A 17097-nucleotide genomic window follows, 5' to 3' on the forward strand; every position below is an offset into this window, starting at 1 on the left:
TTATTCCCGATCTTTCAGCTTGTCTGCAAAGTCGTGGGTGTTTTCCGGGCTGTGGTGCTTGCCATCGGCGGCACGGCTCTGCTCGGCACCCATCCACAGACGCTCAAGGTCGTAGAACTGACGGGCAGCGGCAGTCATCATGTGGACGATGACATCATTCAGGTCCAGCAGGACCCAGTCGCTGTCGCCCTTGCCTTCTTCGCCCAGTGGCTGAACGCCCTTGGCCTTGACCTGCTCACGGACCTTTTCCAGCATCGCGCTGATCTGGCGGTTGGAGGTACCGGTGGCGATGATCATGTAGTCGGTCAGGCTGTGCTTTTCTTTTACGTCGATAACCTGGATGTCCTGGGCCTTGACGTCTTCCAGGGCGGACTTGGTCAGTTCGACCAGCTCTTCGGCGCTGACGTTGTGTTTTTGCTTGGTCATATAAAACTCATTCAACTCAATAGTTTGAGGCGCTTCTCAGCACCCTCAGTTCGGCGCACGGTAAAGGTTGTGCGCATCGATGTAGGCCAGTACTGCGTCCGGCACCAGAAACCGCACCGACTTGCCGCTGGCCAGCAGCTGTCGGATCTGCGTGGCTGACACCGCAAGCGGCGTCTGCCAGACGAATGCAATATTCCCGGCAGGCCCTTCAAGGGCCTGCGGATCACTGACCGAACGTGCGGCCAGCAGGTTGCGCAAGGCATCCGGCGGCTCGACGTCGGCATCCGGGCGTTGCAGCACCAGGATGTGACAGTGTTGCAGCAATTCTTCCCAACGGTGCCAACTGGGCAGGCCGCAGAATGCGTCCCAGCCCAGCAGCAGAAACAGTTGCTCCGAGGCGGCCATTTCAGCACGCATCAGTTCCAGCGTTTCGATGGTGTACGACGGCTTGTCACGGGCCAGTTCGCGGGCATCGACCGACAGCGTAGGCACGCCCTGAACCGCGCACCGGACCATCGCCAGCCGGTCCTGGGCCGACACTTGCGGCGTATCACGGTGCGGCGGGCGGGCGTTGGGCATCAGCCGCAGCTCGTCGAGCGCCAGCACTTCGGCGACCTCCAGCGCACTGCGCAGGTGTCCGATGTGCACCGGGTCGAAAGTCCCGCCGAGCACGCCGATGCGCCGGGCGGGCGACATCGTCGAGACTGGGGCGAGCGGTTTGCGCTCGGCCAAGTCAGAGCGACTCCTGTCCGCGCAGCTGACCGTCGCCGATCACCACGTATTTTTCGCAGGTCAGGCCTTCCAGGCCAACCGGGCCTCGGGCGTGCAGCTTGTCGGTGGAAATCCCGATCTCCGCGCCCAGACCGTACTCGAAACCGTCGGCAAAGCAGGTCGGGGTGTTGATCATTACCGACGACGAATCGACCTCGGCCATGAACTGGCGAGCCTGCGCCTGGTGTTCGGTGACGATCGAATCGGTATGGTGCGAGCCATAGCGATTGATGTGTTCGATGGCCTGGTCCAGACCGTCCACTACGCGGATCGACAGAATCGCCGCGAGGTATTCGGTGTTCCAGTCCGTTTCGGTCGCCGGCAGCGCCTCTATGATTTTCAGCGTGCGCTCACAACCGCGCAATTCGACGCCTTTTTCCCGAAATTGGCGGGCCATTTCCGGCAGGAACTCGGCCGCGACCGACTGATCGACCAGCAGGGTTTCCATCGCCCCGCAGATGCCGTAGCGGTAGGTCTTGGCGTTGAAGGCGATGCGCCGGGCCTTGTCCAGCTCGGCGTGCTCAGCCACATAGACGTGGCAGATACCATCGAGGTGCTTGATCACCGGCACCCGCGCGTCGCGGCTGATGCGCTCGATCAGGCCCTTGCCGCCACGCGGCACGATGACGTCGACGAACTCCGGCATGCTGATCAGCGCACCGACCGCTTCGCGATCGGTGGTTTCGACCACTTGCACCACCGCCGCCGGCAAGCCGGCCTCGGCCAGGCCGCGCTGGATGCAGGCGGCAATGGCACGGTTTGAGTGGATGGCTTCGGAGCCGCCGCGCAGGATGGTGGCGTTGCCAGACTTCAGGCACAGGCTGGCAGCGTCGATGGTCACGTTCGGACGCGATTCGTAAATGATGCCGATCACCCCCAGCGGCACGCGCATCTTGCCGACCTGGATACCCGATGGCCGGTAGCTCATGTCGCGGATCGCGCCGACCGGGTCCGGCAGGCTGGCCACCTGGCGCAGGCCGACGATCATGCCGTCGATGCGTGCCGGGGTCAGCGCCAGGCGCTCGAGCATGGCCGCTTCCAGGCCATTGGCGCGGCCAGCAGCGAGGTCCAGTTCGTTGGCGGCGGTCAGCTCGGCGCGGGCAGCGTCCAGGGCGTTGGCGGCGGCTTGCAGGGCGCGGTTCTTTTGCGCAGTGCTGGCACGGCCGATCACGCGCGACGCCGCGCGGGCAGCGCGACCCAGGCGGGTCATGTAGTCAAGAACGGACTCAGTCATGGGCTCAGTGGTCTTGGCGAAGGGGAAAATCGGATGATTATAACTGTCGTGTGGCCCCACGCCCAGCGGTGACAGGCGGATGGTCGAAAAGAGTGCCGGCCCCTCGCTTCATAATGGCCATTCAGGGTTGGTTAAGACAGAAATTGCTATCATCGCCCACCTGTCCACCCGCGAACCTGCCCGCATGCCAGACTCCGCCCCCTGCCCGCCCAAGGCCCTGCCCGACAGCTTCTTCGACCGCGACGCTGGCGAATTGGCCAGGGCCCTGCTGGGCAAGGTCATCCGCCACCGCTACGGCCCGTACTGGCTGGCGGCACGGATTATCGAGACCGAGGCCTACTACCTCAGCGACAAGGGCAGCCACGCTTCGCTCGGCTACACCGAAAAACGCCGGGCGCTGTTCCTCGACGGCGGGCACATCTACATGTATTACGCCCGCGGCGGCGACTCGCTGAACTTCAGCGCCCACGGGCCGGGCAATGCGGTGTTGATCAAATCGGCCTACCCCTTCGTCGACGCCTTGTCGGATGACAACAGCCTGGCACAGATGCAACTGAACAACCCTGACGCCAGCGGCCAGGCGCGCCCGCCCGAACGCCTGTGCGCCGGCCAGACTCTGCTGTGCAAGGCCCTGGGCCTGAAAGTGCCGCACTGGGACGGCAAACGCTTTGATGCCGAGCAGCTGTTTGTCGAGGACTGCGGTATCAAAGTGAAACAAATTATCCAGACCACCCGCTTGGGGATTCCCCACGGCCGCGATGAACATCTGCCCTACCGTTTCGTCGACGCCGACTTTGCCCGCCATTGCACACGGAACCCGCTGCGCCGGGGCCAAGTCGAAGGCCGGGACTACTTTTTACTGACACAAGGAAACTGACACGATGGGCCCATGGCTCGACAGCCTGACCACCTGGCTCAGCGCCAACCCGCAGTGGCTGGGATTAGCGATTTTTCTGGTGGCCTGCGTGGAATGCCTGGCGATTGCCGGGATTATCGTCCCCGGCACCGTTTTGCTGTTCGCCGTCGCGGTACTGGCCGGCAGCGGTGCCTTGAGCCTGGGCGAAACCCTGTTGCTGGGCTTTGCCGGTGGTTTGCTCGGCGACGCGATCTCCTACACCTTAGGCCGGCGCTTTCACCAGAACATCCGCCGCTTGCCGCTGCTGCGCCACCATCCGGAATGGATCGGCAGCGCCGAAACCTACTTTCAGCGCTATGGTATCGCCAGCCTGCTAGTCGGGCGCTTCATCGGCCCGCTGCGGCCGATGCTGCCCATGGTCGCCGGCATGTTCGACATGCCGCTGCCGCGTTTTATCGCCGTCAGCCTGCTGGCCGGGGCCGGTTGGGCAGTGGCTTACCTGCTGCCGGGCTGGGCAACCGGCGCGGCCATGCGCCTGCCGTTGCCGGAAGGCTTCTGGCCACAGGCTGGGGTAGTGATGGGCGGCCTGGCGGTGCTGGTCGGCCTGAGCATCAACAGCAGCCTGCGCAGCATGCGCCGCGGCACCCGGCTGATTGCCGGGATGAGCTTGCTGGCCCTGACCGGGCTGTTTCTCGGCTGGCCATACCTGACCCAGTTCGACCAGGGCCTGATGACCCTGATCCAGGAGAACCGTAGCCGTGCCATCGACGGCACGGTGGTGCTGATCACCCGCCTCGGCGATTTCCGAACCCAGTTCTTCCTCGGCGGCCTGCTCACCGGCCTGTTATTGCTGGCCCGCCAGTGGCGCCCGGCGATTTTCGCCGGCAGCACCCTGATCGGCACGGCCCTGGCCAATGGCAGCCTCAAGTGGCTGTTTGCCCGGGCGCGCCCGGAGGTACTCACTGATCCGCTGACCACCTACAGCATGCCCAGCGGCCACAGCTCGGCGTCGTTTGCGTTCTTCCTGGTACTGGCGGTGCTGGCCGGGCGCGGGCAGCCGCCGCGCATGCGCCTGACCTGGATCATGCTGGGTTGCATTCCGGCACTGGCGATCGCGCTGTCACGGGTGTACCTGGGGGCGCACTGGCCGACCGACATCCTCGCCGGCGCCATGCTCGCCTGCTGCGTGTGCGCTACCAGCCTGACCCTGACCCAATACCGGCAACCGCTCACCGCCCTGCCGCTACGGGTCTGGTGGCTGATCCTGCCGGCCTGCGTCGCCCTGCTGGCGTTCTTCGCCCTGCACTCGCTGCCGCACGCCTTGCTGCGCTACCAGTACTGAGGCATCAGGCGAACAGCTCGCCTTGCAGCCGGTCAAGCAGCGCCTGGATAGCCTCTAGGCGCTTGTGCGGTGAGTCGATGGCCAGCAGGTCGAGTTTGTCTTCTTCAACGAACGGCAGCAGGTAGGCGAGCTGGTTGGCCAGGGCCTGCTGGCCGTGGACCGTCACCGGCATGCCCAGCGCCTCGACCATCGGGTGCTCGCCCAGGGCTTGCAGCAGCGCCAGCAAGTCGTGATGGTCATCTTCCAGCGGCTCGTCGGCAAGCTCCGGCAGCCACGACACATCAGCGACCAGCAACTGGTCCTTCTGCACCTCGAACGGCCCGACACGAAAGCGCCGGGTGCCTTCGACCCGAATCCCCAGCAGGCCGTTGTCCTGCTGCTGAAAATCGCGAATCAGCGCCTCGCAGCCAACCTGCGAGAAACCGCTGGGCGCAGCGCCAACCTGCTCGCCCTCAAGGATGCACACCACGCCAAAACCGCCGCCCTGCTTCATGATGCGACCGATCATGTCCAGGTAACGCGCCTCGAAGATCTGCAGATCGAGAAAGCAGCCCGGGAACAGCACGGTATTGAGCGGAAACAGGGGTAACGTCATTGCAACTCCTCAAGCAACCAGGCTAACCGCCAGTGGCAGGAATACCGCCGTGGCAACCCCCATCAGGCTCATCGCCAGGGCCGCGAAGGCCCCGCATTCTTCACTTTCCTGCAGCGCTACCGAAGTACCAACCGCATGCGCAGTCACGCCTAAAGCCATGCCGCGCGCTTCAGGGCTGTGCACACCACAACGCGACAGCAGCGCCGGGCCGAAAATCGCCCCGATCACCCCGGTGATCAACACGAACACCGCCGCCAGCGCGGCCACGCCGCCAATCTGCTCGGCCACCAGCATGGCAATCGGCGAGGTCACCGATTTTGGCGCCATGGTCATCAGGATCATGTGCTCGGCGCCAAACCACCAGCCCAGCAACAGGCAGGCGCCGGTGGCGAACACCCCTCCGATTACCAGCGTAGTAAAGGTCGGCCAGAACAGCTGGCGAATGCGCCGCAGGTTGAGATAGAGCGGCACCGCCAGGGCCACGGTCGCCGGGCCCAGAAGGATGTTCATGATCTCGGTGCTTTTGCGATATTCGCTGTAAGTCAGGCCACAGCCCAGCAGTACGCCAATGACTACCAGCATCGACACCAGCACCGGCTGCAGGAAGATCCAGCGGGTTTTTTCGTAGGCCGCCAGCACCAGCTGGTAGGCGCCCAGGGTGATGCCGATGCCAAACAGCGGATGGTGAATGACGGCGTTGACGGCGCCGCTCCAGTCCAGGCTCATGGCTGCTCCTCATGGCTGCCCTGGCGGGCCATCAGCTTGTGCATCAGCACGCCGACGAACACCAGGGTGAGCAGCGCCGACAGCACCAGGGCACCGACGATGGCCCAGAAGTCGGCGGCGATATCCGCGGCATAGACCATCACCCCCACCGCCGGCGGCACCAGCAGCAGTGGCAAGTAGCGCAGCAGGCTGTTGGCCGCCTCGCTCAGGGGCGCGCCCACCTCGCCACGCAGCATCAGGTACACCAGCAGCAACAGCAGGCCGATGATCGGCCCGGGGAGGATCGGCACCACCAGGTGATTGATCGCCGTTCCGAGCAACTGGAACAGCACCAGCCAGGTCAAACCACGCAACAGCATAAGCATCTCCTTGAGGCCTGGCGGCCATTATAAGCACGCTAACGACCGGGCTATAAGCCGATCTTCGCCGACTTGACCACTTCCTGCAGGCGTGCTGATCTTAGACTTTCGAATCTGCCGAAGTCATAACAAAACCAAAGACAATCTGGAGAGTCACAATGCCCTATGTACCTGTTGCAGAGCTTTCGCAGTACGTTGGAAAGGAACTGGGACGTTCCGAATGGCTGACCATCGATCAACAGCGCATCAACCTGTTTGCCGAGGCGACAGGCGACTTTCAGTTCATCCATGTCGACCCGGACAAGGCGGCAAAAACGCCATTTGGCAGCACCATCGCTCACGGTTTTCTCACCCTGTCGCTGATCCCCAAGTTGATGGAAGGCATTCTGGTTGTGCCTGAAGGCCTGAAAATGGCCGTCAACTATGGCCTGGACAGCGTGCGTTTCATCCAGCCGGTGAAAGTCGACAGCAAGGTGCGGCTCAAGGTCGATCTGGCCGAGGTGACCGAGAAGAAACCCGGACAGTGGCTGCTCAAGGTCACCGCCACCCTGGAAATCGAAGGCCAGGAAAAACCTGCCTACATCGCCGAACCGCTGTCGCTCTGCTTCATCTGAGCCAGGCACTGGGTGAAACCGTCCTGGCGACTGTTTCACCCCCCGCGTTCTACGGCATACTCGGGGCCTCACTTGTCCGGACCCCGCCATGCGCCCACTCGTTCCCCTTGCCCTGACCCTGCTACTGGCCGCTTGCGGTGACGGCGAACCCCTGTCGCCGCCTGATGCGCGCCTGCCCGATGGCGGCCGCTATCGGGGCGAGGTGGTCAACGGCCTGCTGCAAGGTGCCGGGCGCATCGACTACCCCAACGGCAGTTGGTACAAGGGCAACTTCCTCAATGGCCAGTGGCATGGCCAGGGTGAATGGCATGGCAGCAATGGCGAGGTCTACCGCGGCGGGTTCCAGCAGGGCCTGTTCCACGGCCTGGGGACCCTGAAAACACCGGGCAGCAGCTACACCGGTGGGTTCAAGCTCGGCCGCCGCGACGGCGAAGGCACCCTCAAGGAACCCGGCCTGCTTTACCGTGGCCAGTTCAAGGACGACCAGTACCACGGCGCCGGCCATCTCGAACTGGCTGACGGCAGCCAGTACCAGGGCCTGTTCGCCCGCGGCAAACCCAATGGCGAAGGCATCCGCAGCGACGCCAGCGGCAACCAGTTCAGCGGCCGTTTCGTCAACGGCCAGCTCGAAGGCAGCGGTACCTTCAACAGCGCCGAAGGCGACCAGTACATCGGTGCCTTCCATGACAACCGCCTGGAAGGCCGCGGCCGTTACGAAAACACCGATGGTGACGTGTGGATCGGCCAGTTCAAGGACGGCTCGCTCAGCGGCAAGGGCGAGCTGATCGGCAGCGACGGCAGCCACTACAAGGGTTATTTTCGCGACTGGCGGTTTTCCGGTAACGGGCGCCTGCAGTTGCCGGACGGCAGTGTCTATGTCGGCGGCTTCGAGAACGACACCTACCAGGGCAACGGCCGCCTGACCCTGCTCGACGGGCGCAATGAAAGCGGCCAGTGGCTCAATGGCCAGCGCGTGCGCGACGAGCACGGCAAACTGCTGCCCGACCCGCTGGAACTGGCGCTGCTCAACCAGGGCGGCCTGCTCGACCAAGCGCTGGCCAAGGTGCCGGCCTCGACCCCGGACATCGAACTCTACAGCCTGGCCCTGGGGGGCGATGGCAAACAGAGCGTGTTCCTGCGCGAGGCCGATTACGTCAGCAACATGCTCAAGAGCCGCTTTGGCGCGGTCGGCCAGATCAGCCTGGTCAACCACCGCGACCACCTCAGCGACCGGCCCATGGCCACCCGCGAGAACCTTGCCCGCGCCGTGCGCACCCTGGCCGAACGCAGCGGCCCGGAAGACCTGGTGTTCATCTACCTGACCAGCCACGGCAGCCACGAGCACGAACTGGTACTCGACCAGCCGCGCCTGCAACTGGCAGACCTGCCCGCCGATGCCCTGGCCACGACCCTGGCGCCCTTGAAAGACCGCGACAAGATCATTGTCATCTCGGCCTGTTATTCAGGCGGCTATATCGCCCCGCTCAAAGACGAGCGGACCCTGATCATGACCGCCTCGCGCGCCGACCGGGTGTCGTTCGGCTGCTCCGAAGAAGCCGACTTCACCTACTTTGGCGACGCCCTGTTCGCCCAGGCCCTGAACCAGACCGACGACCTGCAGCAGGCCTTCGAGCGGGCCAGCGCCAGCGTCTCCGAGCGCGAGGCCATTGAAGGCTTCGATGCCTCCGAGCCGCAGATCTGGGCACCCAAGGGCGTACTCGATCACTGGCAGCGCCTGCGCCAGCAACAAGCGCGCAAAGCCTTGCAAAGTGATGCGGGCAAGCAACAGGCCGAGCATGCAAAAAATGCTGGCAACCACTAAGCTGACTGTATCAAGGGAGAGACATCATGTACTTGACGCCTCAGCACATCCTGCTTGCCGGAGCCACCGGTCTTACCGGTGAACACTTACTTGATCGGCTGCTCAACGAGCCCACCGTCAGCCGCGTATTGGCCCCCACCCGTCGCCCACTGGCCGAACACCCGCACCTGGAAAACCCGGTGGGTGACCCGGCGGTGTTCCTCCCGCAACTGGCAGGTCGCGTCGACATCGCCTTCTGCTGCCTGGGCACCACGATCAAGCAGGCAGGGTCCGAGCCGGCCTTTCGCGCGGTCGACCTGGACATGGTCGTCGCCTTCGGCAAACGCGCCCGCGAGATGGGCGCGCGGCACCTGCTGGTGGTCAGCGCCCTGGGTGCCGACCGCAGGTCGCCGATCTTCTACAACCGGGTCAAAGGCGAAATGGAGGCCGCATTGAAGGCCCAGGACTGGCCGCAACTGACCATCGCCCGGCCTTCGCTGTTGCTGGGTGACCGCATCGAACCGCGGATGTCGGAACGCTTGGCCGGGCCGCTGTCGAAGCTGATCCCGGGCAAGTACCGGGGCATCGAGGCCTGCCAACTGGCCAGGGCGCTGTGGCGTTTGGCGCTGGAAGAGCAGGACGGGATCCGGATTGTCGAGTCGGATGAATTGCGCCGGTTGGGCAAGTAGCAATCGCGGGGCAAGCCCGCTCCCACAGAGTGTGTGGGAGCGGGCTTGCCCCGCGATCAGGCCAGCCGCTACAACCCGCCCGTCGCCTGAAAGCCAATTCCCAGCGCGGTCAATACCGACAGCGGCAGCAGTACGGTATCAAGCAAGGCACTGCCCGGCAGGTCCAGCCCGGGATACTTCGGCGCCTCGGCGCCAAAGCGGTCAATAGCGCAACAACCGCCCTGCAGTGCATACAGATCCAGGCGCGTACCGGCATACACCACCGGCGCGCCCGGCTTGGCCGCATCCAGGGTGCGCACGCTGGCGCAACCGCTAGCCATCACGCACAGCAGTATCACGCCCAGCAGGCGCTTCATTCATCCGCGCCCAGATGATGCTCGCCCCAACGCGGCAGCATGTCCTGGGGAATGTTCAGCAGGTTGAGGATCCGTGCGACAACAAAGTCGATCAGGTCGTCGATGGTCTGCGGCTGATGATAAAAGCCCGGCGCCGCCGGCAGGATCACCGCGCCCATGTTCGACAGCTTGAGCATGTTCTCCAGGTGGATGGTCGAGAACGGTGCCTCACGCGGCACCAGGATCAACTGCCGACGCTCCTTCAGGGTCACGTCTGCAGCCCGCTCGATCAGATTGTTGCAGGCGCCGGTGGCAATCGCCGACAAGGTCCCGGTCGAGCACGGCACCACCACCATCGCCGCCGGCGCGCCAGAGCCCGAGGCGACCGGCGACATCCAGTCTTCCTTGCCATACACGCGGATCTGCCCGGCGGCAGCGCCGGTGTACTCGGTGAGGAAGGCTTGCATGGCTTGCGGTTTGGCCGGCAGCAACACATCAGTCTCGGTGGCCATCACCAGTTGCGCGGCCTTGGAGATCAGAAAATGCACCTCGCGGTCTTCGCGCACCAGGCAATCGAGCAGGCGCAGCCCATACTGCGCCCCCGAAGCCCCGGTCATGGCCAGGGTGATGCGTTCCGGCCCGCTCATTTCAGCGCCTCGGCCAGCTTGCCGTGCAGGCCGCCGAAGCCGCCATTGCTCATGATCACCACCTGGGTGCCGGGCTTGGCCTGGCTCTTGACCCGTTCGATGATCGCTTCAAGGCTGTCGGCCACCACAGCCGGCACCTTGCATTCGGCGGCGGTGGCGGCCAGGTCCCAGCCCAGGTTCGGCGGTGCGTACCAGATCACCTGGTCGGCATCGTTGACGCTCTCGGGCAGGCCATCGCGGTGGGCGCCGAGCTTCATCGAGTTGGAGCGCGGCTCGATCACGGCAATCAGCGGAGCATCGCCGATGCGTTTGCGCAAGCCATCGAGGGTGGTGGCGATAGCGGTCGGGTGGTGAGCGAAGTCGTCATAGATGGTCACGCCCTGTACTTCAGCGACCTTTTCCATCCGCCGCTTGACGCTCTTGAACGCGCTCAATGCGGCAATACCCATGGCCGGTACCACGCCGACATGACGCGCCGCCGCCAAAGTAGCCAGGGCGTTGGCGACGTTGTGCTGGCCGGTCAGCTCCCACTCGACCACGCCCTGGGTTTCGCCTTCGAAGCTGACTTCGAAACGCGAACCGTCGGCGCTGAGCAGTTTGACCTGCCACTGCCCGCCTTCACCGGTGGTCTGCACCGGCGTCCAGCAGCCCATCTTGATCACGCGCTCAAGGGCCGGCTCGGTGGTCGGATGGATCACCAGGCCTTCGCTTGGAATGGTTCGCACCAAGTGGTGGAACTGTCGCTCGATGGCGGCCAGGTCTGGGAAGATATCCGCATGATCGAACTCAAGGTTATTGAGGATCGCGGTACGGGGACGGTAGTGCACGAACTTCGAGCGCTTGTCGAAGAAGGCGCTGTCATATTCGTCGGCCTCGACCACGAAGAACGGCGTGCCGCCCAGGCGCGCCGAGACCGAGAAATTCTGCGGCACGCCGCCGATCAGGAAGCCCGGGCTCATGCCGGCGTGCTCCAGCACCCAGGCAAGCATGCTGCTGGTGGTGGTCTTGCCATGGGTGCCGGCAACCGCCAGCACCCAGCGGCCTTGCAGCACGTGGTCGGCCAGCCACTGCGGGCCCGACACGTAGGGCAGGCCCTTGTTCAGTACGTACTCGACTGCCGGGTTGCCCCGCGACAGGGCGTTGCCGATCACCACCAGGTCGGGCGCCGGGTCCAGTTGGGCGGCGTCATAGCCCTGGGTCAGTTCGATGCCCTGGGCTTCAAGCTGGGTGCTCATCGGTGGGTAGACGTTGGCATCGGAGCCGGTGACCCGATGGCCAAGCTCCTTGGCCAGCACGGCCAGCGAACCCATGAAAGTGCCGCAAATACCGAGAATATGAATGTGCATGATCGACCTCGCAAAACGTCGAGGCAGGGTAGCCTAGGGCGCGACAAATCGCATCCTGTGTTTCGCTCAGGCGTCCCGGGCGATGCCGTGTTTGCGAAGTTTTCGATACAAGGTATTACGGCTAACCCCCAACTGCGCGGCGACATGGGTCATGTGCCAGCGCTGCTGCTCCAGCACTGCCAGCAAGGCGTTGCGCTCGGCGCTGTCCAGCAGCGGCGCGGGGTTATCCACAGGTGAGGAGCTTTTGATAAGTGTCGGCGGCTGGCGAACTACCGCCGGCAGGTCGGCAAACTCGACGCGGCCCTCTTCGCTCAGCGCCACCAAGGTACGCAACACGTTACGCAACTGGCGCACGTTGCCCGGCCAGGCGAAGTCGAGCAACGCCCGGCGCGCCGCAGGGTCCAGGCTTACGCTTTGCTCACCGGCCTCTTCGGCCAGGATGAAGTCGAGCAACTGCGACTTGTCGCTGCGCTCGCGCAAGGCCGGCAGATCGATTTCCAGGCCGTTGAGACGGTAGTAAAGGTCTTCGCGGAAACTGCCATCCTCGACCCGCTCGAGCAAGTTGCGGTGGCTGGCGCTGATGATGCGCACGTTGACGGCCTGCGGTTCGCCACCGATGGGCACCACCATGCGGTCTTCGAGCACGCGTAAAAGACGGGTTTGCAGGGCCAGCGGCATGTCGCCAATTTCGTCCAGCAATAGCGTGCCACCGTCGGCCTGCTGCAGCTTGCCGCGCATGCCCTCCTTGCGCGCCCCGGTAAAACTGCCGCCGCGATAGCCGAACAGCTCGCTCTCGATCAGGCTCTCGGGGATCGACGCACAGTTGAGGGCAACAAACGCCTTGCTGCTGCGTTGGCTGGCCTGGTGTACGGCTTTGGCGAAGGCCTCCTTGCCGCAACCGGTCTCGCCGCGCAGCAGCAATGGCACATCGCGTTCGAACACACGAACGGCCCGGCGAAAATCGTTCTGCAGGGCCGGATCGACCAGGCAGATACCACCGGGCTGCGAGGTTTTCGCCGGGGCAACAAACGGCGCCGCTGCCGGCGCCAGCGAACGCACCTGGCCGCGCAGACTGGCGAACAGTACCCGGCCGTCGCGGGTGCGTAGCGGCCAACTGGTGTTGGCCTGGGCAGTGGCGCGGCTGAACAACTCATCCTGCGCACAATCGAAGAACATATCCACAGGCTTGCCGAGCACACCGCCACGGATGGTGCCCAGCAGGTTCAAGGCGCTCTGGTTGACCGCGCAGATCCGCCCGTCGCCATCAAAAGCCAGCAGCCCTTCGCTGAACATTCCTACCGATTCGGCCTGCAGATGAAAACGCAGGAGGAACTGGTTATCGAAATAGCGCAAAAAGTAGCTGCTCTCGATCATCTTCGCCGAGAGGTTGACCAGCGCCATGGTGTGGAACTGGCTCTGGCGCGAAACATCAGCGCGGGCAGACGAGACATCGAGCACCGCCAGCAACTCGCCGTGCGGGTCGAACACCGGGCTGGCCGAGCAGGTCAGGCCGGTATGACGGCCACGAAAGTGCTCATCCTGGTGGATGGTTACCGCCTGGCGCTCGACCAGGCAGGTGCCGATGCCGTTGGTACCTTCACGTGCCTCGCTCCAGTCGGCACCCAGCCACAGCCCGGCGCGCTCGAAGATGCGCCGTTCGGTAGGCGCGGTGACGCAATTGAGGATGACCCCGCGGGCATCGGTGAGCAGCACCGCATGGCCGGCACCGGACAGCTGCTGGTGCAGGCTGTTCATCTCGTTGCCGGCGATCTGCAGTACCTGCTGCAAGCGCTCGCGGCTTTCCAGCACGCGGCCGTGCTCAAGCACGGTCGGGGCCATGCTCTGGGCCGGATCCAGGTGATAGTCCTCAAGGCAACGCAGCCAGGAACGGGCAATCGACGGATCGCTGCCGGGGCCCTGTGCCAGGGCCTTGCCCTGGGTCACGGTGAGGACTTGCCGGGCATGCCGGCTAAGGTGATTGCTCTGCACTTTTTATTGTTCTCCGCAGACGAGATAAGCCCAGCATCCTCCACCCGTCGGCGCAATGCAATGCTGGCTTGACCGTCGGGTCACGCTTTGTGTCAGCAACGGTACAAAGTGTCACCCAGGCTGTACCGGCGCTGCTACAGCGCCCTTCCTGCACCTGCGTAAAAACCTGCCAAGCCCTTGATTTAACTGGGGTCGGCAACACTGGCCCAACCCTTGCTCTATGCTTTACATCCTCCCCAACAAGCACAATAGCCAGGAGAAACATCATGCGTTATGCACATCCCGGTACCGAAGGCGCCAAGGTTTCCTTCAAGAGCCGTTACGGGAACTACATCGGTGGCGAGTTCGTTGCCCCAGTCAAAGGCCAGTACTTCGAAAACACCTCGCCGGTGAACGGCCAGCTGATCGCCGAATTCCCCCGCTCGACTGCCGAAGACATCGAAAAAGCCCTGGATGCCGCCCACGCCGCCGCTGATGCCTGGGGCACAACCTCGGTGCAGGCACGTTCGCTGATCCTGCTGAAAATCGCCGACCGTATCGAACAGAACCTCGAACTGCTGGCCATCACCGAAACCTGGGACAACGGCAAGGCCATCCGCGAAACCCTCAACGCTGACATCCCGCTGGCTGCCGACCATTTCCGCTACTTCGCCGGTTGCCTGCGCGCCCAGGAAGGCAGCGCCGCCGAAATCGACGGCAACACCGTCGCCTATCACATCCATGAACCACTGGGTGTGGTCGGCCAGATCATCCCGTGGAACTTCCCGATCCTGATGGCCGCGTGGAAACTCGCCCCGGCCCTGGCCGCCGGCAACTGCGTGGTACTCAAGCCGGCCGAGCAAACCCCGCTGGGCATCAGCGTGCTGCTGGAGGTGATCGGCGACCTGCTGCCGCCTGGCGTGCTCAACGTGGTGCAAGGTTATGGCCGCGAAGCCGGTGAAGCCCTGGCCACCAGCAAGCGCATCGCCAAGATCGCCTTTACCGGCTCTACCCCGGTCGGTTCGCACATCATGAAATGCGCCGCCGAAAACATCATTCCGTCAACCGTCGAGTTGGGCGGCAAGTCGCCGAACATCTTCTTCGAAGACATCATGCAGGCCGAGCAGAGCTTCATCGAGAAAGCCGCCGAAGGCCTGGTGCTGGCATTCTTCAACCAGGGCGAAGTGTGCACCTGCCCATCGCGAGCACTGGTGCAGGAGTCGATCTACCCGGCGTTCATGCAAGAGGTGATGAAGAAGATCAAGCAGATCAAGCGCGGCGACCCGCTGGACACCGACACCATGGTCGGCGCCCAGGCCTCCGAGCAACAGTTCGACAAGATCCTCTCGTACCTGGAAATCGCCGAGAAGGAAGGCGCCGAGCTGCTCACCGGCGGCAAGGTGGAAAAACTCGAAGGCAGCCTGTCGACCGGCTATTACATCCAGCCGACCCTGCTCAAGGGCACCAACCAGATGCGCGTGTTCCAGGAAGAAATCTTTGGCCCGGTGGTGAGCGTCACCACCTTCAAGGACGAAGCCGAAGCCCTGGCGATTGCCAACGACACCGAGTTCGGCCTCGGCGCCGGAGTCTGGACCCGCGACATCAACCGCGCCTACCGCATGGGCCGCGGCATCAAGGCCGGTCGCGTCTGGACCAACTGCTACCACCTGTACCCGGCCCACGCCGCGTTCGGTGGCTACAAGAAGTCCGGCGTCGGCCGTGAAACCCACAAGATGATGCTCGATCACTACCAGCAAACCAAAAACCTGCTGGTCAGCTACGACATCAACCCGCTGGGCTTCTTCTAAACGAGATACAGCGCGGCTCCGACCCGGGGCCGCGCTGGCTCGCTTCCTGCAAGACCATCACCAGACAAACCGGCACCCGCCGGTATTGATAAAAACAACAGGTGAATCCTATGCCAAGCGATCATACCGGCAGCGTGCCGGCAGGCTCTTCTGTCGACTTCGAAAAAGTCGGCTCCGACTATTTCCAACAACGTGAACTGAAAAAGGGCGCCGCCGGCTGGGTATTGCTGGTGGGCCTGGGCGTCGCCTACGTGATTTCCGGCGACTATGCCGGCTGGAACTTCGGCCTGGCCCAGGGTGGCTGGGGCGGCATGTTCCTCGCCACCTTGCTGATGGCGACCATGTACCTGTGCATGTGCTTCTCGCTGGCCGAGCTGTCGTCGATGATCCCTACCGCCGGTGGTGGCTACGGTTTTGCCCGCAGCGCCTTCGGGCCCTGGGGCGGGTTTCTCACCGGCACGGCGATCCTCATCGAATACGCGATTGCCCCGGCGGCCATTGCCGTGTTCATCGGCGCCTACTGCCAGTCGCTGTTCGGCATTGGCGGCTGGATGATCTACCTGGCCTTCTACATCATCTTCATCGGCATCCACATTTTTGGGGTCGGTGAAGCGCTCAAGCTGATGTTCATCATCACCGCCGTGGCCGCCATTGCCCTGGGCGTGTTCCTGGTGGCGATGGTGCCGCACTTCGACGTCAACAACCTGTTCGATATCGCCCAGACCGACGCCGTCGGCGCCAGCAGCTTCCTGCCGTTCGGCTATGTCGGGGTATGGGCGGCGATCCCTTACGCGATCTGGTTCTTCCTCGCCGTCGAAGGTGTGCCGCTGGCTGCCGAAGAAACCAAGAACCCCAAGCGCGACCTGCCCCGCGGCCTGATCGGCGCCATGCTGGTGTTGCTGGCCTTTGCCCTGCTGATCCTGGTGGTCGGCCCGGGTGGTGCCGGTGCCGAGGCGCTCAAAGCCTCCGGTAACCCGTTGGTGGAGGCGCTGTCGAAAGCCTACGGCGGTTCGACCTGGATGGGCGGTTTCGTCAACCTGGTGGGCCTGGCCGGCCTGATCGCCAGCTTTTTCTCGATTATCTACGCCTATTCGCGGCAGATTTTTGCTTTGTCGCGTGCCGGCTACTTGCCACGCAAGCTCTCGGAAACCAACAAGAGCAAAGCGCCGGTACTGGCCCTGGTGATCCCCGGGATCATCGGCTTTGGCCTGTCGCTGACCGGCCAGGGCGACCTGCTGATCCTGGTCGCGGTGTTCGGCGCTACGCTGTCTTATGTACTGATGATGGCCGCGCACATCACCCTGCGCATCCGTCGGCCAAAAATGGAGCGGCCGTATCGCACCCCGGGCGGCATCTTCACTTCGGGCGTGGCCCTGGTGCTGGCCTGCATCGCGGTGGTGGCCGGCTTTCTGGTCGACCCACGGGTAGTGATTGGCGCCGCGGCGATTTATGCGGTATTGATTGCCTACTTTGCTTTCTACAGCCGGCACCACCTGGTCGCCGGGACCCCGGAAGAAGAATTCGCCGCGATCCAGAAGGCCGAAGAGGCCCTGCACTGATCAACGCCACTTACGCCGCAG

Annotated in this window: 17 protein-coding genes; 7 read left to right on the plus strand and 10 right to left on the minus strand. The window is 63.7% G+C overall.

Translation table 11 applies throughout. The features are described 5' to 3' along the window. The 3 genes from rsfS to UB48_RS19010 are packed head-to-tail and all read right to left on the minus strand — an operon-like array spanning position 1 to position 2431. Positions 1 to 426: a ribosome silencing factor gene (gene rsfS / locus UB48_RS19000; RefSeq protein ID WP_045199877.1), complete on the minus strand. Its 426-nt coding sequence runs from the start codon at positions 424 to 426 to the stop codon at positions 1 to 3. Between the two features lie 45 nt (positions 427 to 471). Beyond that, a complete protein-coding gene (gene nadD, locus UB48_RS19005; RefSeq protein WP_177329171.1) occupies positions 472 to 1122 on the minus strand; it encodes a nicotinate-nucleotide adenylyltransferase in 651 nt (216 codons plus the stop codon). Positions 1123 to 1159: 37 nt separating this feature from the next. After that, positions 1160 to 2431: a glutamate-5-semialdehyde dehydrogenase gene (locus UB48_RS19010; RefSeq protein WP_045199881.1), complete on the minus strand. Its 1272-nt coding sequence runs from the start codon at positions 2429 to 2431 to the stop codon at positions 1160 to 1162. Between the two features lie 184 nt (positions 2432 to 2615). Here UB48_RS19010 and UB48_RS19015 point away from each other — a divergent pair, with 184 nt between their 5' ends. Both UB48_RS19015 and UB48_RS19020 read left to right on the plus strand, forming a co-directional pair. Further along, a complete protein-coding gene (locus UB48_RS19015; RefSeq protein WP_045200060.1) occupies positions 2616 to 3308 on the plus strand; it encodes a DNA-3-methyladenine glycosylase in 693 nt (230 codons plus the stop codon). A 4-nt stretch (positions 3309 to 3312) separates the two neighbouring features. Next, a complete protein-coding gene (locus UB48_RS19020) occupies positions 3313 to 4629 on the plus strand; it encodes a bifunctional DedA family/phosphatase PAP2 family protein (protein WP_045199883.1) in 1317 nt (438 codons plus the stop codon). 4 nt (positions 4630 to 4633) lie between these two features. Here UB48_RS19020 and UB48_RS19025 read toward each other — a convergent pair whose 3' ends face one another. The 3 genes from UB48_RS19025 to UB48_RS19035 are packed head-to-tail and all read right to left on the minus strand — an operon-like array spanning position 4634 to position 6309. Further along, a complete protein-coding gene (locus UB48_RS19025; RefSeq protein WP_045199885.1) occupies positions 4634 to 5224 on the minus strand; it encodes an LON peptidase substrate-binding domain-containing protein in 591 nt (196 codons plus the stop codon). A 9-nt stretch (positions 5225 to 5233) separates the two neighbouring features. Continuing rightward, positions 5234 to 5944, minus strand: coding sequence for an LrgB family protein (locus UB48_RS19030; protein ID WP_176794315.1), 711 nt, complete (start codon positions 5942 to 5944; stop codon positions 5234 to 5236). A 2-nt stretch (positions 5945 to 5946) separates the two neighbouring features. Then, on the minus strand, positions 5947 to 6309 hold the full coding sequence (locus UB48_RS19035; protein WP_045199889.1) for a CidA/LrgA family protein: 363 nt from the start codon (positions 6307 to 6309) through the stop codon (positions 5947 to 5949). A gap of 158 nt (positions 6310 to 6467) precedes the next feature. On the opposite strand from UB48_RS19035, the gene UB48_RS19040 reads away from it, so the two are divergent. The 3 genes from UB48_RS19040 (at position 6468) to UB48_RS19050 (ending at position 9413) form a co-directional block, all read left to right on the plus strand. Continuing rightward, entirely contained in the window at positions 6468 to 6923 is a 456-nt protein-coding gene (locus UB48_RS19040) for a MaoC family dehydratase (RefSeq protein ID WP_045199890.1), read from the plus strand. 88 nt (positions 6924 to 7011) lie between these two features. After that, on the plus strand, positions 7012 to 8745 hold the full coding sequence (locus UB48_RS19045; RefSeq protein WP_045199892.1) for a C13 family peptidase: 1734 nt from the start codon (positions 7012 to 7014) through the stop codon (positions 8743 to 8745). Positions 8746 to 8771: 26 nt separating this feature from the next. Further along, complete coding sequence (locus tag UB48_RS19050; RefSeq protein WP_045199893.1) at positions 8772 to 9413, plus strand: oxidoreductase; 642 nt, start codon at positions 8772 to 8774, stop codon at positions 9411 to 9413. A gap of 68 nt (positions 9414 to 9481) precedes the next feature. Here UB48_RS19050 and UB48_RS19055 read toward each other — a convergent pair whose 3' ends face one another. The 4 genes from UB48_RS19055 to UB48_RS19070 all read right to left on the minus strand — a co-directional run bounded on the left by UB48_RS19055 (position 9482) and on the right by UB48_RS19070 (position 13730). After that, positions 9482 to 9769 carry a YceK/YidQ family lipoprotein gene (locus UB48_RS19055; RefSeq protein WP_045199896.1) on the minus strand — a complete coding sequence of 96 codons (288 nt, stop codon included), beginning with the start codon at positions 9767 to 9769 and terminating at the stop codon, positions 9482 to 9484. Continuing rightward, complete coding sequence (gene ubiX / locus UB48_RS19060) at positions 9766 to 10395, minus strand: flavin prenyltransferase UbiX (RefSeq protein ID WP_045199899.1); 630 nt, start codon at positions 10393 to 10395, stop codon at positions 9766 to 9768. Before ubiX ends, UB48_RS19055 begins: the two co-directional genes overlap by 4 nt. Beyond that, positions 10392 to 11741: a UDP-N-acetylmuramate:L-alanyl-gamma-D-glutamyl-meso-diaminopimelate ligase gene (gene mpl, locus UB48_RS19065; RefSeq protein ID WP_045199905.1), complete on the minus strand. Its 1350-nt coding sequence runs from the start codon at positions 11739 to 11741 to the stop codon at positions 10392 to 10394. The genes ubiX and mpl overlap by 4 nt, the downstream gene beginning before the upstream one ends. A 66-nt stretch (positions 11742 to 11807) precedes the next feature. Continuing rightward, a complete protein-coding gene (locus tag UB48_RS19070) occupies positions 11808 to 13730 on the minus strand; it encodes a sigma-54-dependent Fis family transcriptional regulator (protein ID WP_045199907.1) in 1923 nt (640 codons plus the stop codon). Positions 13731 to 13996: 266 nt separating this feature from the next. Here UB48_RS19070 and UB48_RS19075 point away from each other — a divergent pair, with 266 nt between their 5' ends. Both UB48_RS19075 and eat read left to right on the plus strand, forming a co-directional pair. After that, positions 13997 to 15517: an aldehyde dehydrogenase family protein gene (locus tag UB48_RS19075; protein WP_045199909.1), complete on the plus strand. Its 1521-nt coding sequence runs from the start codon at positions 13997 to 13999 to the stop codon at positions 15515 to 15517. Between the two features lie 110 nt (positions 15518 to 15627). Then, positions 15628 to 17076 carry an ethanolamine permease gene (gene eat, locus UB48_RS19080; RefSeq protein ID WP_045199911.1) on the plus strand — a complete coding sequence of 483 codons (1449 nt, stop codon included), beginning with the start codon at positions 15628 to 15630 and terminating at the stop codon, positions 17074 to 17076. Positions 17077 to 17097: the final 21 nt, after the last annotated feature.

Origin of the sequence: Pseudomonas sp. 2(2015) (assembly GCF_000955865.1) — a bacterium.
Classification (GTDB): domain Bacteria; phylum Pseudomonadota; class Gammaproteobacteria; order Pseudomonadales; family Pseudomonadaceae; genus Aquipseudomonas.